A 20,963-nucleotide genomic window follows, 5' to 3' on the forward strand; every position below is an offset into this window, starting at 1 on the left:
GAACCCCCGGCCGGGAGATGCCGCCCGGGTCACGACTCCGGTCGGGTACCGGAACATTGAACACCGAACCCCGTCAATCCGTACCGCTCTCATGACTGAGGAGAGAGGTCCGCGCTGATGAAGCCGCCCCGCACACCCCACGCGCGCCGCACCGCACAGTCCGCCGCCGACTGGCCCCACCCGGGCGTGGGCATGGGTATGGGCATGGGCATGAACACGGGCCCGGCCGGCGCGGACCCCAGGGACGGCAGAGGCGGGCGGCGCGTCGACTTTCCCCGGGCCGGCCGGCGGGGCTGGCGGCGCTGGGTTCCCTCGTGGCGGCTGCTCGCGGGGAGCGCCCTGCTCTCCTGCGCCGCGCTGGCGGGGCTGTTCGCCTTCGTCTACGCGAACATCGAGATACCGGCCGAGCACGACGTGGCCCGCCGCCAGGCCACCGTCTACTACTGGGCCGACGGAACGCGCATGGTCAGCGTCGGCGATGTGAACCGGCAGGAGGTGCGCCTCGCGCAGATCCCGGTCTCCGTGCAGCGCGCCGTGGTGGCCGCGGAGAACGCCGACTTCTACACGGACTCGGGCGTCTCGTACCGGGGCATCGTGCGCGCCGGGCTCAATATGGTCAAGGGCGAGGAGATCCAGGGCGGTTCGACCATCACCCAGCAGTACGTGAAGAACGCCTACCTCAGCCAGGACCAGACCCTGAGCAGGAAGGCAAGGGAGTTCTTCCTGTCGTTGAAGATCAGCCAGCAGCGCTCCAAGGCGGAGATCCTGGAGGGGTATCTCAACACCAGCTGGTTCGGGCGTGATTCGTACGGCATCCAGGCCGCCGCGCAGGCGTACTACGGGATTTCGGCGAAGGATCTGAATCCCAGTCAGGCCGCCCTGCTCAGCGCGATCCTGAAGGGCGCGGACACCCTCGACCCGTCCCTCAGCCCCTCCCACCACGAGCGGGCCGAGCGGCGCTGGAACTACATCCTGGACCGTGAGGTCGAGACGGGCGCGATGAGCGCCGCCGAGCGGGCCGGCTACACGCGGTTCCCCGAGCCGAAGCAGCCCGTCAAGCCCAACAGCCAGGCCGGGCAGATCGGTTATCTCGTCGACATCGCCAACAAGTACCTCAAGAACCGCTCCGGCATCACCGACCAGGACCTCGCCGACGGCGGGCTGCGCGTCTTCACCACGTTCGAGAAGGACAAGGTCTTCGCGCTGGCCGACTCGGTCGACCGGATACGGCGCCAGAACCTGGCCCCCGAGACCCGCGAGAGCGATCGGAACGTGCAGGTCGGAGCGGCTTCGGTACGGTCGGGGGACGGGGCGGTCGTCGCGGTCTACGGCGGCGAGGACGCCGTCACACACTTCACCAACAACGCCGACACCTCCAGCGTCCCGGCCGGTTCGGCGTTCAAGCCGTTCGTGTACGCCGCCGCGCTGGAGTACGGCGGGCTCGGCTTCGTCCCCGCGGACCTCTCCGGGGTGCCCTCCTCGCCGGGGCTGAACGAGTCGCTGGTGGGCTCCGGGAACGACGCCTTCGTCGCGGCGGGCGAGAACGTCGGCCTCGACAAGGTCAAGGACATGGCGGTCGCGACCGGGCTGCGCGAGGACAGCATGGCCCAGCTGGATCCGTCCTTCCCGGTCGGCACCTCCACGCCCAGCGCGGTCCGGCTGGCCAGCGCGTACACGGCCTTCGCGGGCGACGGCACCGGCCGGGAGCCGTACTCGGTGACGCGGGTGGAGCGCGACGGCGCCGTGCTCAGCGGCTTCGAGCCGCCGCAGGCGCGGCGCGCGATGGACCCCGCGGTGGCCCTGGAGGTCGGCGAGGCGCTCCAGCGGGTGGGGACGAGCACGCTGGGCCCCACCCGCGACCAGTGGTTCGGCGCCCCGGTCTGGGCGGGCAGGACCGGCGCTGACGACGGGATGAAGTCGGCCTGGTTCATCGGCGCGACCAAGGAGCTGTCCACCTCGGTCACCATGTTCCGTACGGAGCCGGAGAGCGCGGGGCTGCTCGACATGGCGGGGGTGGGCGGCGACGACTCGGAGCAGGGCACGGTCTTCCCGCCGCGGATCTGGAGCGACTACCAGCTCACGGTGGCGCCGGACTCGTTCACCCCGGTCCCGGTGGCACCCGTGTCACCGCCCGAGGACCTGTTCCCGGCGGACAGCTCAGGGACCGCCGGGAACCAGGGCGAAGAGAATCAGGGCGATGAGGGCCAGGGCCAGGGGGGCCGGGGCGAGGGGAATCAGGCCGCCGGCTCTCAGTCGTTGGGGACGACCTCGTAGCGCGGGGTGTTCTCCTCCATCTGCCGCAGCGCGTCCTTGCGGTCGCGCTTCGAGAGCCGGTCGATGTAGAGGTAGCCGTACAGGTGGTCCGTCTCGTGCTGGAGGCAGCGGGCGAAGTAGCCCGTGCCGCGCACCTTGATCGGATTGCCCTGCGCGTCCTGGCCGCGCACCACCGCGTAGTCGGGGCGCGCCAGCGACGCGTACGCCGTCGGCACCGACAGGCAGCCCTCGTTGGAGTCGTCCAGTACCCGCTCCCCCGGCGGCAGCTCCTCCAGCACCGGGTTGCAGACGACGCCGACGTGGCGCACCCCGTCGTCGTCCGGGCAGTCGTAGATGAAGACCTTGCGGTCCACCCCGATCTGGTTGGCGGCCAGGCCCACGCCCTCGGCCGTGCGCTGGCTGGCGAACATGTCGTCGATCAGCGCGGCCAGTTCGTCACCGAACTCCGTGACGTCCTGGCACTCCTTGTGGAGCACCGGGTTCCCGACGACGGTGATCGGGCGGGACGTGCCGCGCTCCCGGTACGCCAGCTCGCGCGCCTCGGCGTCCTCCGTGTCCACGACGAACCCGTCGCCCGGTTCCGCCACCGAGGTCCCGTTGTCGATCCGCTGGTCCGTCTCCTGCTGCGCCATGTCCGCAGTACGCCTTCCTCGGTACCCGATGTGCTGCCTGCACGATCCGTGCGATGTGCCCGTACAGCCTATGCGCAGCATCCGGGCCCGGGAGCCGTTCGGCGGCAGTCCGCCGGGCGCTCGCCCGCGCAGTCCCGCGGCACTCCCCCGGTCCCTGCCCCGGTCCCTGCCCCGGAATCTCTCAGCAGACCTCTTCCAGGTCGCGCCACTCCCGGGTGTCCGGGCTGTCGGCGACCCAGCCGTCCAGCAGCCCGCGCACCAGTCCGGGCGGGGCCGCGATGCCGCACTCGCGCTCCGGCGCCCACAGCTCACCGGCCGTGCGGTGGCCGAGCGGCCCGGGGTGGCCCGGCTCGCTGTGGTCGTGCGGGTCGAGGTGCTCGCCGTCGCCCTCGGCGCTCGGCATCCGGCTCTCCGAGCAGGCGCGGCACAGCAGCCGTACGGACGAGGACCAGTCCTCGGCGGCGAATCCGGCGTCGGCAGCCAGCCGCTCCAGGGCGTCCCGGTCCGCCTCGGTCGCCGCCTCCAGCAGCACCACCCAGGTGGGCACGGGCGAGGGGGCCCACAGCTCGATCTCGTCGAAGACGGGGTACGCGCGGGTGGCGCCGTCCGGGCCCGCCGAGGTGGTCCGCTCGCCGTTGGGTACGCCGTCGTGCAGGACGACCTCGCCCCAGCGCCGCCCGGAGGACGGCAGCGGGATGGACAGGACCTCGATCCTGGCCGGGTCGAGCCTGCGGCCCCAGACGACCTCGGCCTCGCCCTCGGGCGAGAGCCGGACGGCGGCGCTGCCCAGCTCCATGCCGTCCGGTTCGCCGTTGGCCTCGGCCGTGTGCGGATTGCCCGGCACCCGCAGCCCGTACGCCTGCCAGGCACGGCGGGCCAGCGGCCAGTCCTGGAGCGCGGTGGCGGCGATCCCGACGTTCCACCAGTCGGGGGCGCCGGTCTCCTTGTCGAGCAGCGCGACGGCCCGCAGTCCCGCGGCGCGGGCCTGCTCCCAGTCGTGCCGGAACTTGTGCAGCAGCGCCAGATTGAACCAGGACTCGGAGAGCCAGGGTTCCAGATCCGCCGCGCGCGTCAGCAGCGCGCCCGCGTCGTCGTACCGGCCGTCACCGATCAGCGTGAACGCGCGGTCGGTGGCCTGCCGCCACGAGGCGGAGGGCCGATGCCGTACCTTCCCGAAGATCCTCACGATTCCCGCCTGCCGGTCGCTCGGGTCAGTGCCCCCGGACACCCTGTTCTTCGACACCCTCTGCTTCGCATCCAACCATGCTCGGTCGGGCGCCCGCTCATTACCCATGGGTTACCCCTTCCGACCAGGCACCGGGCGGCTCCTGGACAGGACGCGCGCGAGGGATTCCACCACCTCGGGCTGGTAGTCGTACGCCGTGCCGAGGCGCAGCCGCTCCAGGGCGCTGAGCGGTCCGCTCGCACTGGCACATTCCCCGACCAGGTCGTCGTACGCGTTCACGGCGCGGACAATCCGGGCGGACATGGGCTGCTCCCGGTACGGGTCGGCCTGCCGTTCCACGACGGTCGCGACGGCGGACGGCACCCCGGTCTGCCGGACCACCGCGCCGCCGAGCAGGGCGATGCGCCGCTGCTCGGCCATCGGCAGCAGGGCCGTGGCGCCGTCGGGGACCGGGTCCACCAGGGAGAGCTGGCCGATGTCGTGCATGAGGGCGGCGTACTCCAGAACGGTCAGTTCGGGGCCGGAGAGCCCCAGCTCACGGCCCACGGCGCAGCTCAGCTCCGCGACGCGGCGGGCATGCCCGTGCGGGGTGTATCCGGCGATCTCGGTGGCGCGCGCGAGGGAGGCGATGGTCTGCCGGTAGGTGGTGCGCACGGCGGCGTAGCGGCGGAAGGAGAGCTGGGTGAGCAGCAGCGGTACGCAGAAGACCGGCAGTGCCCACAGGCCGGCGACCGCGACGCCGAGCGCGATGACGGCGCCGGTCGCGCACACGGCGGAGCCGATGTGCAGCAGCGCCCGCAGTTCGTCGCGCAGCAGCGGCCCGAAGGGGTGACGGGTGCGGGCGCGCAGGATCAGGGCGGTCAGTACGGCGTCGCAGAGCGCGGTGAGCACGAGCAGCAGCAGGAGGAGCAGGGCGTAGCCGGGGCCCGCTCCGAGCTGGTGGCGCAGTTCGCCGGCGTTGTAGAGCGGCTGGAAGCAGACGGCCGCGAATCCGGTGGTGAGGACGCGTCTGACCAGGTGGTCCAGGGCGGGCCCGGCTCCTCTGGCGACATGGGGGACGGCCCCGGCGAGGGCCGCCGCCAGGACGACGGTGACGGTCTGGAGGACGCCGTGGTGGGTCTGCTGTCCGGCGTTCTCGCCGAGCAGCGCGTAGCCCAGTGCCCCGGCGGCGGCGAGCGGCGCGGGCTCGCGCTCGCCGGGCACGGCGCCCCAGCGTGCCAGTTCCCCGACGGCGACGAGTACGCCGAAGGCGAGGGCGATACGGGGCTCGGCGAGCCCGTTCCAGAGGGTGGAGCCGAGCCCGGCGAGGGTCAGCAGCGCGGCCGCGCCGTAGACGCCGAGGACGGTGAGGGGGACGGGGTGGCGGCGCGCGGCGGCGGTCCCGAGGGTGGCCGCCGTCATCGCGGACCGCCCCGGGAGGCGCGGCCCGGTGTGCCGGTCCTGGCAGGAGGGACGTTTCCGCGCGCCGCGGCCGGGGGCCGGGGTGCCGGTGCGGGGTCGGGGGGCGAGTCGGCGGGGGCGGCTTCCGGGGCGGGCGCGTGGCCCTGGGGCGGCGTCCGTGCCTCGTCCGCCGTGACCGCGGTGCGCCAGCCGTGCCGGTCGAGGGCGCGCGCCAGCGCCCGCACCATCTCGGGGTCGAACTGCGTCCCCGCGCACCGTTCCAGCTCCGCCACGGCGGCGGGCACCGGCCGCCCGCGCCGGTACGAGCGGGTGGAGGTCATCGCGTCGAACGCGTCGGCCACGGCCACCACCCGGGCGAACTCGGGGATCCGGTCCCCGGCCAGCCCGTACGGATAGCCGCTGCCGTCCAGCCGTTCGTGGTGGTGCAGGATCGCCGAGCGGGCCTCGCCCAGGAAGCCGATGCCCCGCACCATCTCGTGCCCGTACTCGGGATGCAGCTCGATCACCCGCCGTTCCTCCGGGGTCAGTGGCCCGTCCTTGCGCAGCACCCGGGTCGGGACGCCGAGCTTGCCGACGTCGTGCAGGATCCCGGCGAAGCGGAGCGTCTCGATCCGCTCCCGCTCCATGCCCATCTCCCGCGCGATCAGCACGGAGGCGTGGCCGACCCGCTCGCTGTGTCCCCGGGTGTAGGTGTCCTTGATGTCGACGGCCTGGACCAGCGCCCTGATGGTGGCCTGGTGGGCGGCGCGCTCGCGGTGGTACTGGGCGAAGACCCAGCAGGAGATGTACATGGGCAGCAGGACGAGGAGCGCCGAGACCGGTCCGTAAGGGCTGCGCCACAGGACCGCCATCATCAGCCCGGCCAGCCCGTGCGCGCCGTGCGGGGCGAGCGAGCGGGACAGCAGTCCGCGCCAGGCGGTGCGCGCGGGCAGCCGCTCGGCGGTGACGAGGATGCCGCCGTCCAGGGCGCACAGCACCAGGCAGAAGGTGAGGGCCGCGGCGCCCGCGGGCAGCAGGACGTACGGGAAGTCGGGCACGGTGAGCCCGTATCCGCCGCCGCCGAGCGCGACGGGACCGCCGAAGACCACCTGCGCCCGCGCCGCCGCCCAGGTGGCGACGGCGAGCTGCGCCGCGCGCCAGATCCGCCGCGCGGTCCTCGGCCGGCGCTCGACCCGGCCGCACAGCGCGCCCGGCACGGCCACCAGCGCGGCGGCGGCGGGCGGCAGCAGCAGCGCGGCGGCGATGAGCACGGGGAAGAACGACCCGGCGGCGACCGGTACGGAGCCGCTCACCGACCGGCCCAGGAGGCGGCAGCGGGCGGGCAGCTCGCAGAAGGCGTAGACCGCCGCCAGCAGCGCGACCGCCCGCCACGGGGTGGAGCCGTGCGGCGCGGGATACACGCAGGCGGCCGCGCACAGCGCGACGCACAGGATGTACGCGTGTGCCGCACCCGGTATCGCCCTCACGCGTCCTCGCCCCCCTCGGACCGGCCCGAACAGAGCGTCAGGCTAGCGAGTTGGGGGGCGATGATCGGCCGAATGGAGGTGATTAGCACCTTCGAGTGACAAGGGTGCTATCAGGCTGTACGGGACGGCGTGCGGACCTTATTCCTTGGCCAGGCCGGGGAGGTCGGCGCCCGCGGGTGACACCTCGTGGTGCGCCGGCGCCTCGGGCGCGGTGCCCACATCGTGGTCGGGCACGGCCTGCCCGGACCTGATGAGATCGATCCTGCCCATGACCTTGGAGCGCAGGTCGGCCGGTACGTCGTCCGATCCGCAGCACCGCTTGACCAGCTTCTTCACGGCCTGCTCAAGGCCGTACTTCTCCAGGCACGGGGAGCACTCCTCGAAGTGCACCTCGAACTTGGTGCAGTCGCTGTCGGGCATCTCGTGGTCGAGGAACTCGTAGAGGTGGTCGAGGACCTCGGCGCAATCCGTCTCATGCGGCTCTCCGCAGCTCATGAGTCCGAACCTTTCCGATCATCCGACGACTCTCCGACACCCGCCGGGACGAGCCCGCGGTCACGGGCGTAGTCCTCCAGCATGCCGCGCAGCTGGCGGCGGCCGCGGTGGAGTCGTGACATCACCGTGCCGATGGGTGTCCCCATGATGTCCGCGATCTCCTTGTAGGCAAAGCCCTCGACGTCGGCGAGATACACGGCGATGCGGAACTCTTCGGGAATCGCCTGGAGCGCGGACTTCACATCCGAGTCCGGAAGGTGGTCCAGCGCCTGGGACTCGGCCGAGCGCAGGCCCGTCGACATGTGCGACTCCGCGCGCGCCAGCTGCCAGTCCTCGATCTCCTCGGCGGCGCTGCGCTGGGGTTCACGCTGCTTCTTGCGGTACGAGTTGATGAAGGTGTTGGTGAGGATGCGGTACATCCACGCCTTGAGGTTGGTCCCTTCGCGGAACTGGTGGAAGGAGGCGTACGCCTTGGCATAGGTCTCCTGCACGAGGTCCTCGGCGTCGGCCGGATTGCGCGTCATGCGCAGCGCGGCCGAGTACATCTGATCGAGGTAGCCCAGCGCGTCCCGCTCGAACCGGGCATTGCGCTCGGCGGTGGTCTCCTCGATCCGGCCGTCGTCGGTCGCTCCGTCGGTCCCTGTGACCGGACCCACCTCCTCCAACGCTGTGGCGGATCCGAATGCGGACCCACTCGAATCGGAGAATAGTCGACCTTGTCGCGACGGGGCCTGTCGGTCCGCTCCGCCGACCGCCCGGCCGGCGCCGGTCTTGGCCGCGGAAAGGACGGTCCACTCCAGGTCAGTGGCGTCTGAACGGCGCGGGCAGATGGTCGAACCCATACGACGGACTCCCTCTCGATGCGCGATGTAACCGGTGTGCCCTTGACAACAGGGACACCGTGCTCAACATTCCCGGAGCCCGCCCAGCCAGGCCGCCGCCGACCGGGTGATCAGCTCCAGCGCCTCGTCCCGCGTGTACGGCGCCCGTTTCGGTACGGCGAAACCGTGGTCGCCGTACGGGATCTCGACCAGCTCGTACGGGACGCTCCCGGCCGCCGGGTCCGGGTAAGCGGACGGCTTCCCGAAGGGGTCGTTCCCGCCCTGCACGACCAGGGCGGGGACGCCGGTCTCCAGCAGCTCGGCGGCCCGGGACTTCTCGGGCCTGCCCGGCGGGTGCAGCGGGAAGCTCAGCGCGAGCACGGCGCGCGCGCCCAGCTCACGCGCCGTGCGGCAGGCCACGCGCGCCCCGGCGCTGCGCCCGCCCGCGACGACCGGCGGCCCGTCCGAGGCGAGCGCGGGCCACAGCGCCCGCCAGGCCGTGTCGAGGGTCTTCGGCGCGGGCGCGACCTTCTTTCCCGCCACCCGCCAGGGCTGCTCCACCAGGGCGACGGTGACGCCGAGCGCGGGCAGCGCGCCGGCCAGCGCGCGCAGGTCGCGCGCCTCGATGCCGCCCCCGGCGCCGTGCCCGAGGGCGAGGACGAGACGGGGGCTCCCGGCGCGGTGCCAGGTGATCCTGGCGTCCCCGGCGGGGGTGTCGACGGTCTGGGTGTCTGTGGTCACCCGGCCCATCCTGCCGCCCGGGGAGGGATCTTCAGAAGAGCGTGCTCTCCTCGGGCGCGGCAAGCTCTTCCAGCAGCTCGGGACCGTTGTTGCGGACATTGCTGACGGCCGTCGCCACCGGATACGCCCGCATCAGCCCGGCCGGCGGCGGCGCGAGCAGGCTCCGCAGCTCCTCCGGGTCGGTACGGGCCGGGTCGAGCCAGGCGTCCCAGCGCTCCGGCGTCAGCATCAGCGGCATCCGGGGGTGGATGTCGGCCAGCGCCCCGGGCCCCTCGGCCGGGGCGACCCCGAGCGGCGTGGTCTCGGCCTCGGTGGTGAGGACCGAGCAGGTCGCCCACCAGGCGGCCGGATGGTCGGGCGGCAGCGTCGGGTCCCGCCAGAACTCGTACACCCCGGCCAGCGCCATCACCGAGCCGTCGGCGGGGGTGACGAAGTACGGCTGCTTGCGCGAGCGCTTCTTCTTCCCCTGCTCCTCCAGCTGCCGTTCGTCGGAGCCGGTGACCCACTCGTAGTACCCGTCGGCCGGCAGGATGCAGCGCCGCGCGGCGAACGCCCGCCGGAACGAGGGCTTCTCGTGCACGGTCTCCGACCGCGCGTTGATCATGCGCGCCGCGCCCTCGGGGGTCTTCGCCCAGGACGGCACCAGTCCCCACCTGAGCCGCCGCAGTTGCCGGACGGGCCGGGGATCGGGCGCCTCTTTGAGAGGGCGCTCCAGAACGGCGTAGACCTCTTTGGTGGGCGCCACGTTCCAGTCGGGGGCGAGGGTCTCGGCCGGCTCCCACTTCTCGATACCGAAGACCCCCTGAAGGTCCTCGGGCCGCCGGCTCGCCGCGTACCGTCCGCACATTCCCCTACAGCCCCCTCGGCCCCATCAACTCCCTTGGTACCGCCGACAAGCCTAATTCACCGGGTCCGGGACCGTTCCGCTCGCCCGGAAGGGCTGTCCGCACGACGTCGTCGCCTGTGAACCACCTGTGCGTCCCCGCCCCGCCGGAACGGCCGGCGGCGGGTGAGCGTCTTTCACCCGTACCGCGTATGAGTGCCAGACTGCCACGACGCACACCCAGTTGAGGAGCCCCGGAGAAATGGCCAGCATCGACCCCGCCTCGCTCGGCGATCTCTGGGATCGCGTCTTCGGCAGTCAGCCCGCGCCCGACCAGTGGCTGGTGATCGTGACGGCGGCCGTCGCGCTCGTCGCCGTCGTACCGCACGCGCTCTGGCGGCTCTCCCGTAACGCGATCACCATCGCGCACGAGGGCGGCCACGGGCTCATAGCCCTGGTCACCGGGCGCCGGCTGGACGGGATCCGGCTGCACTCGGACACCTCGGGGCTGACCGTCAGCCGCGGCAGGCCCACCGGCATCGGCATGATCCTCACCGCGGCGGCCGGCTACACGGCCCCGCCGCTGCTCGGGCTCGGCGGGGCGTGGCTGCTCTCCGCGCACCGCATCACCCTGCTGCTGTGGCTGGCCACGGCGCTGCTGCTGGCGATGCTGGTGATGATCCGCAACGCGTACGGCGCGCTCACCGTGGTCCTGACCGGGGCGGCGTTCCTGCTCATATCCTGGCTGACCGGTCCCGAGGTCCAGTCGGCGTTCGCGTACACCGCCGTGTGGTTCCTGCTGCTGGGGGGCGTACGCCCGGCGTTCGAGCTTCAGTCCAAGCGCGGCCGGGGCGGCGCCGGGGACTCGGACGCGGACCAGCTGGGGCGGCTGACGCACACGCCGCCCCTGGTGTGGCTGCTGTTCTTCCACGCCGTGTCGCTCTGCTCGCTCATCGGCGGCGGGCGCTGGCTGCTGGACGTGTAGCCCCTTATCACCTTGCGATTACGCCCCGGTTTCAGTGCATTTGAACAGGATCGGGGCTCGTCAGGAACCACTAAAGTGTTGGCCATGACCGAAAGTCCCACGCACTCCGCCCTCTGGCCCGCCCCCTACGCGAGCGGGGCCGTCGAAGCGACGGTCACCGTGCCCGGATCCAAATCGGTCACCAACCGCGGTCTGGTCCTCGCCGCGCTGGCCGCCGAGCCCGGCTGGCTGCGCCGCCCGCTGCGCTCGCGCGACACCCTGCTGATGGCCGAGGCGCTGCGGGCCATGGGCGTCGGCATCGAGGAGACCGTCTCGTCCAGCTCCACCGGCGACGGCGCCACCGGCGAGGCGTGGCGGGTGATCCCCTCGGGGCTGCACGGCCCGGTCACGGTCGATGTCGGCAACGCCGGTACGGTGATGCGCTTCCTGCCGCCCGTGGCGACGCTGGCCGACGGCCCGGTGCGGTTCGACGGCGACCCGCGCTCGTACGAACGTCCGCTGCACAGCGTCATCGACGCGCTGCGCGTCCTCGGCGCCCGGATCGACGACGACGGCCGGGGATCCCTCCCGCTGACCGTGCACGGCGGTGGCGCGCTGGACGGCGGTCCGGTGGAGATCGACGCCTCCGCGTCCTCCCAGTTCGTCTCGGCGCTGCTGCTGTCGGGCGCGCGCTTCAACCAGGGCGTGGAGGTGCGGCACACCGGCTCCGTACTGCCCTCCATGCCGCACATCCGGATGACGGTCGACATGCTGCGCGGGGTCGGCGCCCAGGTGGACGAGCCGGAGACCGGCGGTGAGCCCAATGTCTGGCGGGTCTCCAGCGGCGCGCTGCTCGGCCGCGATCTGACCGTGGAGCCCGATCTCTCCAACGCCCAGCCGTTCCTGGCGGCGGCGCTGGTCACCGGCGGCCGGGTGACCGTCCCCGACTGGCCGGTCAGGACCACCCAGCCGGGTGACGCGCTGCGCGAGATCTTCACCGCCATGGGCGGTGTCTGCGAGTTCACCGAGACCGCCGAGTCCACCAGCCTCACCTTCACGGGCACCGGCCGGATCCACGGCGTCGACCTCGATCTGAGCGAGGTCGGGGAGCTGACGCCCGGGATCGCGGCCGTCGCCGCGCTCGCGGACTCGCCCTCGACCCTGCGCGGCGTCGCCCATCTGCGGCTGCACGAGACCGACCGGCTGGCCGCGCTCACCAAGGAGATCAACGAGCTGGGCGGCGATGTCACCGAGACCGCCGACGGACTGCACATCCGCCCGCGCCCGCTGCACGGCGGCGTGTTCCACACGTACGAGGACCACCGCATGGCCACGGCCGGTTCGATCATCGGCCTGGTGGTGAAGGGGGTGGAGATCGAGAACGTCGGCACGACCGCCAAGACCCTCCCCGATTTCACGCGGATGTGGACGGACATGCTCGCGGGAGCGGGATCGGGAGCCTGACGCGATGCGGCGCTACGGCAAGAACCCGGACGAGGACGACATCCGCACCCGCCCCAACCCCAAGGGCAACCGCCCGCGGACGAACATCAGGCCCAAGCACGAGGACGCGGCCGAGGGCATGGTCCTCACCGTCGACCGGGGCCGGCTGACCTGCCTCGTCGACGACCGGGTCGTCCTCGCGATGAAGGCGCGCGAGCTGGGCCGCAAGGCCGCCGTCGTGGGTGACCAGGTCTTCCTCGTGGGCGATCTGTCCGGCAAGAAGGACACGCTGGCGCGGATCGTACGGATCGAGAAGCGCCGCTCGGTGCTCCGGCGCACGGCGGACGACGACGATCCGTACGAGCGCGTGGTCGTCGCCAACGCCGACCAGCTGGCGATCGTCACGGCACTCGCCGACCCCGAGCCGCGCCCCCGGCTGATCGACCGCTGTCTGGTCGCGGCGTTCGACGCGGGGCTCGAACCGCTGCTGGTGCTGACCAAGTCGGACCTGGCGTCGGCGGACGAGCTGCTGGAGACGTACCGGACGCTCGGCATCCGCTATGTCGTCACCCGCCGCGACGAGCTGGTGAGCGGCCATGCGGCGGATCTCGTGCGCGAGTATCTGGACGGCCGGGTCACGGCGTTCGTCGGCCACTCGGGCGTCGGCAAGACGACCCTGGTCAACGCGCTCGTACCGGACGACCGGCACCGCATCACCGGCAGCGTCAACGCGGTCACGGGGCGGGGCAGGCACACCACCACCTCGGCGCTCGCGCTGCCGCTGGCGAAGGCGGAGGGCTGGGTGATCGACACGCCCGGCATCCGCTCCTTCGGGCTGCACCACGTCGATCCGTCCCGGGTCATCCTCGCCTTTCCCGACCTGGTGCCGGGCACGGAGGGCTGCCCGCGCGCGTGCAGCCACGACGAGCCGGACTGCGCGCTCGACGCGTGGGTGGCCGAGGGCCACGCCGAACCGGCGCGGCTGTACTCGCTGCGGCGACTTCTCGCCACGCGGGAGCGACGCGAGGGCGACTGAGTCGCGTACGTTTGCGATCACCACGCACTGGTAAAGCCATAATCACACCAGGCAGGACCAGACCCCTGGAGCCGGACGAACCGGACCGGGGGTCCCGGACCAGGAGTCACCGACACGGGGAGGCCTTGACGATGGCGTGGCTGCTGGTTGTGGTCGCCGGAATCCTGGAGACGGGTTTCGCCGTCTGTCTCAAGCTCTCCCACGGGTTCACCCGGCTGTGGCCGACGATCGCCTTCGCCGCCTTCGCGCTCGGCAGCTTCGGGCTGCTGACGCTGGCGCTGCGCAAGCTCGACGTCGGCCCCGCGTACGCGGTGTGGACGGGCATCGGCGCGGCGGGCACCGCGATCTACGGGATGATCTTCCTCGGCGACATCGTCTCCGTACTCAAACTGGTCTCCATCTCGCTGGTGATCGTCGGGGTCATCGGACTCCAGCTCTCGGGCTCGGCGCACTGAGCAGCGCGGACGGCACGGCGGTGACGGCCGTGCGGACCAGCGGTCCCACGGAGTCCCCGCCGGGGGCGACGAGGTGGGCGAGCGCGAGGCGCACGGCCAGCTCGCAGCGGTGCAGCAGCTCGGCGCGGCCCTGATCGATGCGGCTGCGGTCGAGCGCCGCCGCCGATCGGTCCCGTACCAGCGCGACCAGCTCCGTGGCGGCGGGCGGTCCTGCGTCGGCGCGGCGCTGGGCCGGGACGACGGACGGGGACGCCGAGGGCCGTACGGGCCGGGGTTCGGGCAGCCACGGCCCCCAGCAGCCGGTCAGCAGCGCGCGCAGCAGCGGCCGGGCCCTGCCCTCCCCGACCGTCCACTCGGCGACGGACACCAGCCGGTCGGCGGCGTCCACCCGCTCCCGCAGCAGCCGTTCCACACCGTGCAGATAGCGGTCGGCCTCGCGCCGCAGTAACGCGCGGGCCAGCCCGTCCTTGCTGCCGAATTCGTTGTACAGGGTCTGCCTGGAGAGACCGGCGGCCGACGCCACGTCGACCATCCTGACCGTGGACCAGGGCAGCTCGTCGAGGGCCGAGAGGGCGGCGTCGAGCAGGGCTTCGCGCGCTGATGGCATCGTTGTCTCCGGGGCCGGGCCGGGGCAGGTGAGGTCGGGTCGGGCTCGAATATGCGCTCAGAGTTGACGGGTCGTCGCTGTCTGTCAAGACCGTCGACCGCTTCTCGCCGGATCACCCGCTTCCCACGGAGCGGACCCCGTGGCCGGGCGGGGCGCCCGGTGGATACTGTGACGCCCATGCCCGATTACCACGATGACCTGCGTCTCGCCCATGTCCTGGCGGACGCCGCCGACGCCGTGACCATGGACCGGTTCAAGGCGCTGGATCTCAAGGTCGAGACCAAACCGGACATGACCCCGGTGAGCGAGGCCGACAAGGCCGCCGAGGAGCTGATCCGGAGCAATCTCAAGCGGGCACGGCCGCGCGACGCGATCCTGGGCGAGGAGTACGGCGTCGAGGGGACGGGCCCGCGCCGCTGGGTCGTGGACCCGATCGACGGCACCAAGAACTACGTACGCGGCGTGCCGGTCTGGGCGACGCTGATCTCGCTGATGGTGGCCGCGGAGGGCGGTTACGAGCCGGTCGTCGGCGTGGTCTCGGCGCCGGCGCTCGGCCGGCGCTGGTGGGCGGCGAAGGGCGGCGGCGCGTACACCGGGCGCAGCCTGACCTCGGCGTCCCCGCTGCGCGTCTCGAACGTCTCGCGGGTGCGGGACGCGTCGTTCGCGTACTCCTCGCTGAGCGGCTGGGAGGAGCAGGGGCGGCTCGACGGCTTCCTGGATCTGACCCGGGCCTGCTGGCGCACCCGGGGCTACGGCGACTTCTGGCCGTACATGATGGTCGCCGAGGGCTCGGTGGACATCTGCGCCGAGCCCGAGCTGTCGCTGTGGGACATGGCGGCGCCCGCGATCGTCGTCCAGGAGGCGGGCGGCAGCTTCACCGGTCTCGACGGGCGTCCCGGGCCGCACAGCGGCAACGCGGCGGCGTCGAACGGGGTACTGCACGAGGAGCTGCTCGGCTATCTGAACCAGCGCTACTGACGGTGCGCGCGCCCCGGCGGCAGCGGGTCGCGCGCCCGGCCGGCGGCGGGCGGCGCGGCCGAGCCGGGGCGTTTGTCGGATTCGCGCACGCCCCGCGCCCGCTCCCAGCGACCCTTGCTGACCGCGCTCAAGAGTGCCACCCTGAGAGTCCCCCCACTTGTGAACTTGTGAATCGTTTCTCGAAACCCCTCACAACGCTTCGCGAACGGTTCACCTAGGAGGTGGCTCCACCCCATGCTCGTCCGTGACGCCATGAGTTCGGTGGTTCTGACCATCGGCCCCACGCATACGCTCCGCCAGGCGGCCCGGCTGATGTCGGCGCGCCGCGTCGGTGCCGCCGTCGTCCTCGACACCGACCACTGCGGCATCGGCATTCTCACCGAGCGGGACATCCTCAACTCGCTCGGTGCGGGCCAGAGCCCCGATACGGAGACGGCCTGCTCCCACACCACCAACGCCGTGGTCTTCGCGGCGCCGGCCTGGACGCTGGAGGAGGCCGCGGCGGCCATGACGACCGGCGGCTTCCGGCACCTGATCGTCCTCGACGACCGGGAGCCCGTCGGCATCGTCTCCGTACGCGACATCATCCGCTGCTGGGCACCCGCCCGGCGGGAGGCCGCCGTACTGACGGGCGCCTGAGCCAGCCGCGGGCGACCCCGCACCGGAGCCCCGCACCGGAGCCCGCGCCCGAGCCCCGCGCCGCCGCGCGCGAGAACGGCGAAAAGGGCCGGATCCCGTCAAGGACCCGGCCCCTTCCGTCTCGGCTGGACCGTCAGCCGCGCAGGGCCTGGACGGCGGCATCCAGTCGCTTGCCGAAGTCACCGTCCGCCTGGCGGAAGTTGTTCACCGCGCGCTCGGCGATGTCGTCGCGCGAGACCTTCGAGATGAACCCGGCGAGGTTGTCGACCAGCCGGGCCTTCTCGTCCTCGGACAGCAGGCGGTAGAGGTTGCCCGCCTGGACGAAGTCACTGTCCTCGGAGTGGCTCGGGGCCTCGTGGTTGCCCGTGCCGCCCGTGACCGGGACGGACTGCCACAGCGGCCGGTCCGTCTGGAAGGGACCGCCGAAGCTGTTCGGCTCGTAGTTCTTCGCGCCCTTGTGACGGCCGTCGTACAGGAAGCCGTCCCGGCTGTTCGTCCGCGCCTCGGTGGCGTGCGGACGGTTCACCGGCAGGTGGTCGGCGTTGATGCCGACGCGGTAGCGGTGGGCGTCGCCGTAGGCGAAGAGGCGGCCCTGGAGCATCTTGTCCGGGGACGGGCCGATGCCGGGCACGAAGTGGGCCGGCGAGAAGATCGACTGCTCGACCTCGGCGAAGATGTTCTCCGGGTTCCGGTTCAGCTCCAGCTTGCCGATCTCGATCGGCGGGTAGTCCGCGTGCGGCCAGACCTTGGTCAGGTCGAACGGGTTGAAGCGGTAGGTCGCCGCGTCGGCCGCCGGCATGACCTGGATCTGCACCGTCCAGGACGGGAAGTCACCGCGCTCGATGGCCTCGCGCAGGTCGCGCTGGTGGGAGTCGGGGTCCTCACCGGCGAGCTTGTCGGCGTCGGCCTGGGCGAGGTTCTTGATGCCCTGGTCGGTCTTGAAGTGGTACTTGATCCAGAAGACCTCGCCGGCCTCGTTGTTCCACTGGTACGTGTGCGAGCCGTACCCGTTCATGTGGCGCAGCGTCGCCGGGATGCCGCGGTCGCTGAACAGCCAGGTCACCTGGTGGGTGGACTCGGGCGACAGACCCCAGAAGTCCCAGACGTTGTCCGCCTCCTGCGAGCCGGTGTACGGGTCTCGCTTCTGGGTGTGGATGAAGTCGGGGAACTTGATGGCGTCCTTGATGAAGAACACCGGGGTGTTGTTGCCGACGAGGTCGTAGTTGCCCTCTTCGGTGTAGAACTTCAGCGCGAAGCCGCGGGGGTCGCGCACCGCGTCGGCCGAGCCGAGGTTGCCCGCCACGGTGGAGAAGCGCAGGAACGTCTCGGTCTGTTTGCCGACCTCGGAGAGGAACTTCGCCCGGGTCCACTCGGAGACGTCACGGGTCAGCGTGAAGGTGCCGTACGCGCCGGCGCCCCGGGCGTGCACGATGCGCTCCGGAATGCGCTCACGGTTGAAGTGCGCCAGCTTCTCCAGCAGTGCCTGGTCCTGCACCAGAACGGGACCACCGGCGCCCGCGGTCTCGCTGTTCTGGTTGTCGGCGACCGGCGCTCCGGCCTCCGTGGTGAGCGGTCCCTGCGTCACGTGCGCCTCCAGCGTCATTTACTGCGATTCCTGTCCCTTGGCGATTGCCGATCTCGATCCTACAATGGACTAAGTCCAAGTCAAGCAAACATCCAAAGTCGCACTGGTTCGGGACCTGGGTCCCTTCACTGTTAGGCTGGCCCCCATGAGTGACCTGTTGGAACGACTTCGCGGACGCGGCTGGCGCATGACGTCTCAGCGGCGCGTGGTGGCCGAGGTCCTCGACGGGGACCACGTACATCTGACGGCCGACGAGGTGCACGCACGCGCCGTCGCCAGGCTTCCGGAGATCTCTCGGGCCACCGTCTACAACACCCTGGGCGAGATGGTCACGCTCGGCGAGGTCATCGAGGTCTCCACGGACCGCCGCGCCAAGCGCTACGACCCGAACGCGCACCGGCCGCACCATCACCTGGTCTGCGCCCAGTGCGGCGCCATCCGCGATGTCCACCCGGCGGGCGACCCACTGGCGGACCTGCCCGAGGGTGAGCGCTTCGGCTTCACGATCTCGGGCGTCGAGGTGACCTACCGGGGCACCTGTCCGAACTGCACGTCCGCGTAAGGACCGCACGTCCGCGTAACGCGTCCGCGCCAGCGGCACTCCCGACTTCCACAGAACATCCCGCGCAGAATGCGCCGGTGCGTACCGCACCGGCGCATTCTGCGTTTCCCGGCACCACGCACGCATGTCCTGGCGCACACCGGCGAACGTCGCGCACATGCCGAAGGCCCGGATCTCTTACGAGATCCGGGCCTTCGGTTTCAGTAGCGGGGACAGGATTTGAACCTGCGACCTCTGGGTTATGAGCCCAGCGAGCTACCGAGCTGCTCCACCCCGCGCCGCTGAACGCAACATTACGTCGCGCCGCCGACCAGCGCAAATCCATGAGAGAGGGGGTGGGACCACCGGCGCTTCAGGGGGTCAGGACGATGCGCCGGCCAGGAGCCGTCGGCGTGCTCCAGGCCCGCTCGACCCGGTCCAGCGGCATGGGCAGCGGGTCCACCGCCACGGCGCCCGAGGTGATCTCCGCGACGAGGGAGGACAGTTCGGCGAGGATGCCGGCGGCGGTCACGGAACCCTGGCCGCTGCCCATGAGGTTCAGATTCGCGGCGCGCAGTACGGACGAGGGCAAGGTGATCTCCCGGCCGGCCACGGAGCCGATCTCGATCCAGGCCAGTGGCTTCGAACGGTCGGTACGGGCCTTCAGCGGCGCGGGCATGGCCTGCTCGGTGGCGCGGCCCCCTGGACGGCGAGCTGCCCCACGGTGCCGGTGGCCCCCAGGACCAGCACCGACCCGCCGGACCGGCCGGCGCGGTCAGGCGGTCAGCTCCTGGTGCAGCGCCTCGCGCAGCCGGGCCGCCCGCTCCGCGACCTCGGCGGGACCCAGCTCCACGGCGCGCGCGCACCAGCGCTGACCCTCGGTCAGCTCGCCCCTGCGGGCGGCCAGCAGCGCCAGCCGCAGCGCGGCCCTGCCGTGACCGGCCTGGGCGGCGCGGGTCCACCACAGGGCGGCCTCCCGCTCGCCGCCCTCCCGCGCGAGCAGCAGCCCGAGGTTGAAGGCGCCGTTGCGGCTGCCCGCCTCCGCGGCCTCCCGGTACCAGCGGGCGGCGTCGCCGTTGTCCCCGCGCGCGGCGGCCAGCATGCCGACCCGCACCTGGGCACGGCGGTGCCCCTGCTCGGCGGCGCGCTCGTACCACTGCTCGCACTCGCTCTTCGCCGTGCGCGGCTCGCCGAGCGCGGGCGGTCCGGGCGGCGGCTGGCGCGAGTCGAGCACGGTCGCCAGCCGGAAGGCGGCCTCGGCGCTGCCGCCGCCCGCCGCGCAGCGCAGATACCGCTCGGCCGACCGGTCGTCGCCGTCCCGCAGGCAGGCGATGCCGACCTGGAGGGCCGCCTCGGTGTGGCCGGCCGCGGCGGCACGCTCGTACCAGACCAGGGCCGTGGCGTCGTCGTCCCGCCCCGCGTACAGAATCCCCAGGTTGAACGCGGCGTCCACGCTGCCCGCCTCCGCCGCCTTGGAGAACCAGGGCTCGGCACCCGTCGGGTCGTCGGCCTGGAGCAGCAGGACGGCGAGGGCGTTGGCCGCTTCCCGGTGGCCCGCGTAGGCGGCGCGCCGGTACCACTGCTCGGCCTGGGCCGTACGGTCCTGGGCGGTGCAGAGCAGCCCGAGGTTGTAGGCGCCGTTGACGTCGCCCGCGTCCATCGCGGCCCGGTACCAGCGCTCGGCCGTCTGCTGTTCGCCGCGCGCGGCGTGCAGGGCGCCGAGGGCGTTGGCGGCGTTCCCGTCGCCCTCCTGCGCGGCCCGCAGCCACCAGACGGCGGCGCTCTCCTCGTCGCCCGCGTCGCGCAGCAGGAAGCCGAGGGCGCAGGCGGCCCGGGACTCGCCGTCCTTGGCGGAGGACAGGTACCAGCGGCCGGCCTCCTTGAGGTCGCCGCGCTTCTCCAGGATCGCGCCGAGGTACAGCGCGGCCCTGCGGTGGCCCCGTGCGGCGGCCTGGCGGTACCACTGGGCGGCTTCGGCGATCAGCGCGGACCCGGTGGCCGCACCGGCCGCCGTCGCCCCTCCACCGGCCGCCCTGCCGCCGGTGCCCGTCGGGAAGCCGGTGCCGGTGCCCGCACCGAAGCCCGTGCCCGTGCTGAAGCCCGTGCCCGCACCGAAGCCCGTGCCCGTGCTGAAGCCGGTGCCCGTACCGGTGCCGAACGTCGTGCCGGTGCTGAAGCCCGTACCGGTGTCCATGGGCCGGACCGGCTGCGGCCTCAGCCGGATACGGCCCGATGTCGGCGGTCCCGTACCGCTGCTGTAGACCACGTCGGCGCCGGTGCGCGCCGTCTCACGGGCCCGCCGCTCCAGCGCGCGGGCCAGCCGGTAGGCGGCCTCGCGGTGGCCCTGTTCGGCGGCGGCGCGCAGCCAGCGCTCGGCCCCGACGTCGCTGCGGTGCTCCAGCAGGTCGGCGAGGGCGTAAGCGCCGAGGGCGTGGCCCTGCTCGGCGGACTGGCGCAGCCAGTACTCGGCGGCGGGCTCGTCGCCCAGCTCCCGGTAGTGCCGGCCCAGCGCGTGGGCGGCCGGCGCGGATCCGGCGACGGCGGCGATGCGCCACCAGCCGGAGGCCTCGTCCACGTAGCCGCGCTGGTACAGCAGGACGCCGAGGTTGTTGGCGGCGGCGCGCTCGCCCTCGGCGGTGGCCGCCCGCAGGTACGGCTCGGCGGCGTCGAGATCGCCACGGCGCAGCAGCAGTGCGCCGAGGACACTCATCGACGCGGTATCGCCGGCGTCGGCGGCACGCCGGTGGCGCGCCTCGGCGTCGGCGGTGTCTTCCGGGCCGGCGGTGCCGGCAGCGCTCTCAGCGCCCTCTTCGTGTCGCCGCACAAACCGCCCTGTCTCCAACAGAGTTGCCCTATCCCCCATATTTTCCATCGTC

General features: G+C 72.4%; 21 protein-coding genes and 1 tRNA gene. 8 read left to right on the plus strand and 14 right to left on the minus strand.

Translation table 11 applies throughout. The annotated features are described in order from the left end of the window. The first annotated feature begins 117 nt into the window (after positions 1-117). Complete coding sequence (locus OG627_RS10370; protein WP_329063669.1) at positions 118-2,274, plus strand: transglycosylase domain-containing protein; 2,157 nt, start codon at positions 118-120, stop codon at positions 2,272-2,274. Here OG627_RS10370 and def read toward each other — a convergent pair. From def to OG627_RS10410, 8 genes are all read right to left on the minus strand, one after another. Next, on the minus strand, positions 2,250-2,906 hold the full coding sequence (gene def, locus OG627_RS10375) for a peptide deformylase (RefSeq protein WP_329063671.1): 657 nt from the start codon (positions 2,904-2,906) through the stop codon (positions 2,250-2,252). The genes OG627_RS10370 and def overlap by 25 nt on opposite strands. A 181-nt stretch (positions 2,907-3,087) precedes the next feature. After that, positions 3,088-4,092 carry a tetratricopeptide repeat protein gene (locus OG627_RS10380; protein WP_329063672.1) on the minus strand — a complete coding sequence of 335 codons (1,005 nt, stop codon included), beginning with the start codon at positions 4,090-4,092 and terminating at the stop codon, positions 3,088-3,090. A gap of 111 nt (positions 4,093-4,203) precedes the next feature. Further along, positions 4,204-5,493 carry an HD-GYP domain-containing protein gene (locus OG627_RS10385; protein ID WP_329063674.1) on the minus strand — a complete coding sequence of 430 codons (1,290 nt, stop codon included), beginning with the start codon at positions 5,491-5,493 and terminating at the stop codon, positions 4,204-4,206. Continuing rightward, on the minus strand, positions 5,490-6,959 hold the full coding sequence (locus OG627_RS10390; protein ID WP_329063676.1) for an HD-GYP domain-containing protein: 1,470 nt from the start codon (positions 6,957-6,959) through the stop codon (positions 5,490-5,492). The genes OG627_RS10385 and OG627_RS10390 overlap by 4 nt, the downstream gene beginning before the upstream one ends. A 138-nt stretch (positions 6,960-7,097) precedes the next feature. Next, entirely contained in the window at positions 7,098-7,454 is a 357-nt protein-coding gene (gene rsrA / locus OG627_RS10395) for a mycothiol system anti-sigma-R factor (RefSeq protein WP_329063678.1), read from the minus strand. Then, complete coding sequence (locus OG627_RS10400) at positions 7,451-8,110, minus strand: sigma-70 family RNA polymerase sigma factor (protein ID WP_329063680.1); 660 nt, start codon at positions 8,108-8,110, stop codon at positions 7,451-7,453. The genes rsrA and OG627_RS10400 overlap by 4 nt, the downstream gene beginning before the upstream one ends. A gap of 249 nt (positions 8,111-8,359) precedes the next feature. Then, positions 8,360-9,025, minus strand: coding sequence for an alpha/beta hydrolase family protein (locus tag OG627_RS10405; protein WP_443073446.1), 666 nt, complete (start codon positions 9,023-9,025; stop codon positions 8,360-8,362). A 22-nt stretch (positions 9,026-9,047) separates the two neighbouring features. Continuing rightward, complete coding sequence (locus OG627_RS10410; RefSeq protein WP_329063683.1) at positions 9,048-9,863, minus strand: SOS response-associated peptidase; 816 nt, start codon at positions 9,861-9,863, stop codon at positions 9,048-9,050. A gap of 238 nt (positions 9,864-10,101) precedes the next feature. Between OG627_RS10410 and OG627_RS10415 the strand changes: the two genes are divergently transcribed. The 4 genes from OG627_RS10415 to OG627_RS10430 all read left to right on the plus strand — a co-directional run bounded on the left by OG627_RS10415 (position 10,102) and on the right by OG627_RS10430 (position 13,737). Further along, positions 10,102-10,824, plus strand: a complete 723-nt coding sequence (locus OG627_RS10415) for a M50 family metallopeptidase (RefSeq protein ID WP_443073447.1) — start codon at positions 10,102-10,104, stop codon at positions 10,822-10,824. An 84-nt stretch (positions 10,825-10,908) separates the two neighbouring features. Next, positions 10,909-12,267 carry a 3-phosphoshikimate 1-carboxyvinyltransferase gene (aroA, locus tag OG627_RS10420; RefSeq protein WP_329063686.1) on the plus strand — a complete coding sequence of 453 codons (1,359 nt, stop codon included), beginning with the start codon at positions 10,909-10,911 and terminating at the stop codon, positions 12,265-12,267. A 4-nt stretch (positions 12,268-12,271) separates the two neighbouring features. After that, positions 12,272-13,282 carry a ribosome small subunit-dependent GTPase A gene (gene rsgA / locus OG627_RS10425; RefSeq protein ID WP_329063688.1) on the plus strand — a complete coding sequence of 337 codons (1,011 nt, stop codon included), beginning with the start codon at positions 12,272-12,274 and terminating at the stop codon, positions 13,280-13,282. Between the two features lie 131 nt (positions 13,283-13,413). Then, a complete protein-coding gene (locus OG627_RS10430; RefSeq protein WP_329063689.1) occupies positions 13,414-13,737 on the plus strand; it encodes a DMT family transporter in 324 nt (107 codons plus the stop codon). Here OG627_RS10430 and OG627_RS10435 read toward each other — a convergent pair. Next, entirely contained in the window at positions 13,703-14,344 is a 642-nt protein-coding gene (locus OG627_RS10435; protein ID WP_329063691.1) for a TetR/AcrR family transcriptional regulator, read from the minus strand. The two genes, OG627_RS10430 and OG627_RS10435, sit on opposite strands and share 35 nt — an antisense overlap. A gap of 177 nt (positions 14,345-14,521) precedes the next feature. On the opposite strand from OG627_RS10435, the gene hisN reads away from it, so the two are divergent. After that, on the plus strand, positions 14,522-15,322 hold the full coding sequence (gene hisN, locus OG627_RS10440; protein WP_329063693.1) for a histidinol-phosphatase: 801 nt from the start codon (positions 14,522-14,524) through the stop codon (positions 15,320-15,322). Here hisN and OG627_RS10445 read toward each other — a convergent pair. Beyond that, positions 15,316-15,453 carry a hypothetical protein gene (locus OG627_RS10445; RefSeq protein ID WP_329063695.1) on the minus strand — a complete coding sequence of 46 codons (138 nt, stop codon included), beginning with the start codon at positions 15,451-15,453 and terminating at the stop codon, positions 15,316-15,318. The two genes, hisN and OG627_RS10445, sit on opposite strands and share 7 nt — an antisense overlap. Before the next feature lie 103 nt (positions 15,454-15,556). Between OG627_RS10445 and OG627_RS10450 the strand changes: the two genes are divergently transcribed. Continuing rightward, positions 15,557-15,961 carry a CBS domain-containing protein gene (locus OG627_RS10450; protein ID WP_329063696.1) on the plus strand — a complete coding sequence of 135 codons (405 nt, stop codon included), beginning with the start codon at positions 15,557-15,559 and terminating at the stop codon, positions 15,959-15,961. A gap of 133 nt (positions 15,962-16,094) precedes the next feature. Here the strand turns inward: OG627_RS10450 and OG627_RS10455 are convergent, their stop codons facing one another. Next, the gene (locus OG627_RS10455; RefSeq protein ID WP_329063698.1) at positions 16,095-17,564 is read right to left on the minus strand and encodes a catalase; all 1,470 of its coding nucleotides are present in this window, start codon (positions 17,562-17,564) and stop codon (positions 16,095-16,097) included. A gap of 127 nt (positions 17,565-17,691) precedes the next feature. Between OG627_RS10455 and OG627_RS10460 the strand changes: the two genes are divergently transcribed. Then, on the plus strand, positions 17,692-18,108 hold the full coding sequence (locus OG627_RS10460) for a Fur family transcriptional regulator (RefSeq protein ID WP_329063700.1): 417 nt from the start codon (positions 17,692-17,694) through the stop codon (positions 18,106-18,108). Positions 18,109-18,312: 204 nt separating this feature from the next. Here OG627_RS10460 and OG627_RS10465 read toward each other — a convergent pair. The 3 genes from OG627_RS10465 to OG627_RS10475 all read right to left on the minus strand — a co-directional run bounded on the left by OG627_RS10465 (position 18,313) and on the right by OG627_RS10475 (position 20,959). Further along, positions 18,313-18,386: transfer RNA gene (locus OG627_RS10465), tRNA-Met, on the minus strand. Between the two features lie 74 nt (positions 18,387-18,460). Continuing rightward, positions 18,461-18,766, minus strand: a complete 306-nt coding sequence (locus OG627_RS10470; RefSeq protein ID WP_329063702.1) for a hypothetical protein — start codon at positions 18,764-18,766, stop codon at positions 18,461-18,463. A 96-nt stretch (positions 18,767-18,862) separates the two neighbouring features. Further along, positions 18,863-20,959 carry a tetratricopeptide repeat protein gene (locus tag OG627_RS10475; RefSeq protein WP_329063704.1) on the minus strand — a complete coding sequence of 699 codons (2,097 nt, stop codon included), beginning with the start codon at positions 20,957-20,959 and terminating at the stop codon, positions 18,863-18,865. Positions 20,960-20,963 lie beyond the last annotated feature (4 nt).

The organism is Streptomyces sp. NBC_01429 (assembly GCF_036231945.1).
Taxonomy (GTDB): Bacteria; Actinomycetota; Actinomycetes; order Streptomycetales; family Streptomycetaceae; genus Streptomyces.

What these genes read in the sequence shown, in the direction of transcription:
- OG627_RS10370 (WP_329063669.1), top strand. Translation starts at nt 118, where the DNA reads ATGAAGCCGCCCCGCACACCCCACGCGCGCCGCACCGCACAGTCCGCC.
- def (WP_329063671.1), bottom strand. Translation starts at nt 2,906, where the DNA reads ATGGCGCAGCAGGAGACGGACCAGCGGATCGACAACGGGACCTCGGTG.
- OG627_RS10385 (WP_329063674.1), bottom strand. Translation starts at nt 5,493, where the DNA reads ATGACGGCGGCCACCCTCGGGACCGCCGCCGCGCGCCGCCACCCCGTC.
- rsrA (WP_329063678.1), bottom strand. Translation starts at nt 7,454, where the DNA reads ATGAGCTGCGGAGAGCCGCATGAGACGGATTGCGCCGAGGTCCTCGAC.
- OG627_RS10405 (WP_443073446.1), bottom strand. Translation starts at nt 9,025, where the DNA reads ATGGGCCGGGTGACCACAGACACCCAGACCGTCGACACCCCCGCCGGG.
- OG627_RS10410 (WP_329063683.1), bottom strand. Translation starts at nt 9,863, where the DNA reads ATGTGCGGACGGTACGCGGCGAGCCGGCGGCCCGAGGACCTTCAGGGG.
- OG627_RS10415 (WP_443073447.1), top strand. Translation starts at nt 10,102, where the DNA reads ATGGCCAGCATCGACCCCGCCTCGCTCGGCGATCTCTGGGATCGCGTC.
- aroA (WP_329063686.1), top strand. Translation starts at nt 10,909, where the DNA reads ATGACCGAAAGTCCCACGCACTCCGCCCTCTGGCCCGCCCCCTACGCG.
- rsgA (WP_329063688.1), top strand. Translation starts at nt 12,272, where the DNA reads ATGCGGCGCTACGGCAAGAACCCGGACGAGGACGACATCCGCACCCGC.
- OG627_RS10430 (WP_329063689.1), top strand. Translation starts at nt 13,414, where the DNA reads ATGGCGTGGCTGCTGGTTGTGGTCGCCGGAATCCTGGAGACGGGTTTC.
- OG627_RS10435 (WP_329063691.1), bottom strand. Translation starts at nt 14,344, where the DNA reads ATGCCATCAGCGCGCGAAGCCCTGCTCGACGCCGCCCTCTCGGCCCTC.
- hisN (WP_329063693.1), top strand. Translation starts at nt 14,522, where the DNA reads ATGCCCGATTACCACGATGACCTGCGTCTCGCCCATGTCCTGGCGGAC.
- OG627_RS10450 (WP_329063696.1), top strand. Translation starts at nt 15,557, where the DNA reads ATGCTCGTCCGTGACGCCATGAGTTCGGTGGTTCTGACCATCGGCCCC.
- OG627_RS10455 (WP_329063698.1), bottom strand. Translation starts at nt 17,564, where the DNA reads ATGACGCTGGAGGCGCACGTGACGCAGGGACCGCTCACCACGGAGGCC.
- OG627_RS10460 (WP_329063700.1), top strand. Translation starts at nt 17,692, where the DNA reads ATGAGTGACCTGTTGGAACGACTTCGCGGACGCGGCTGGCGCATGACG.
- OG627_RS10470 (WP_329063702.1), bottom strand. Translation starts at nt 18,766, where the DNA reads ATGCCCGCGCCGCTGAAGGCCCGTACCGACCGTTCGAAGCCACTGGCC.
- OG627_RS10475 (WP_329063704.1), bottom strand. Translation starts at nt 20,959, where the DNA reads ATGGAAAATATGGGGGATAGGGCAACTCTGTTGGAGACAGGGCGGTTT.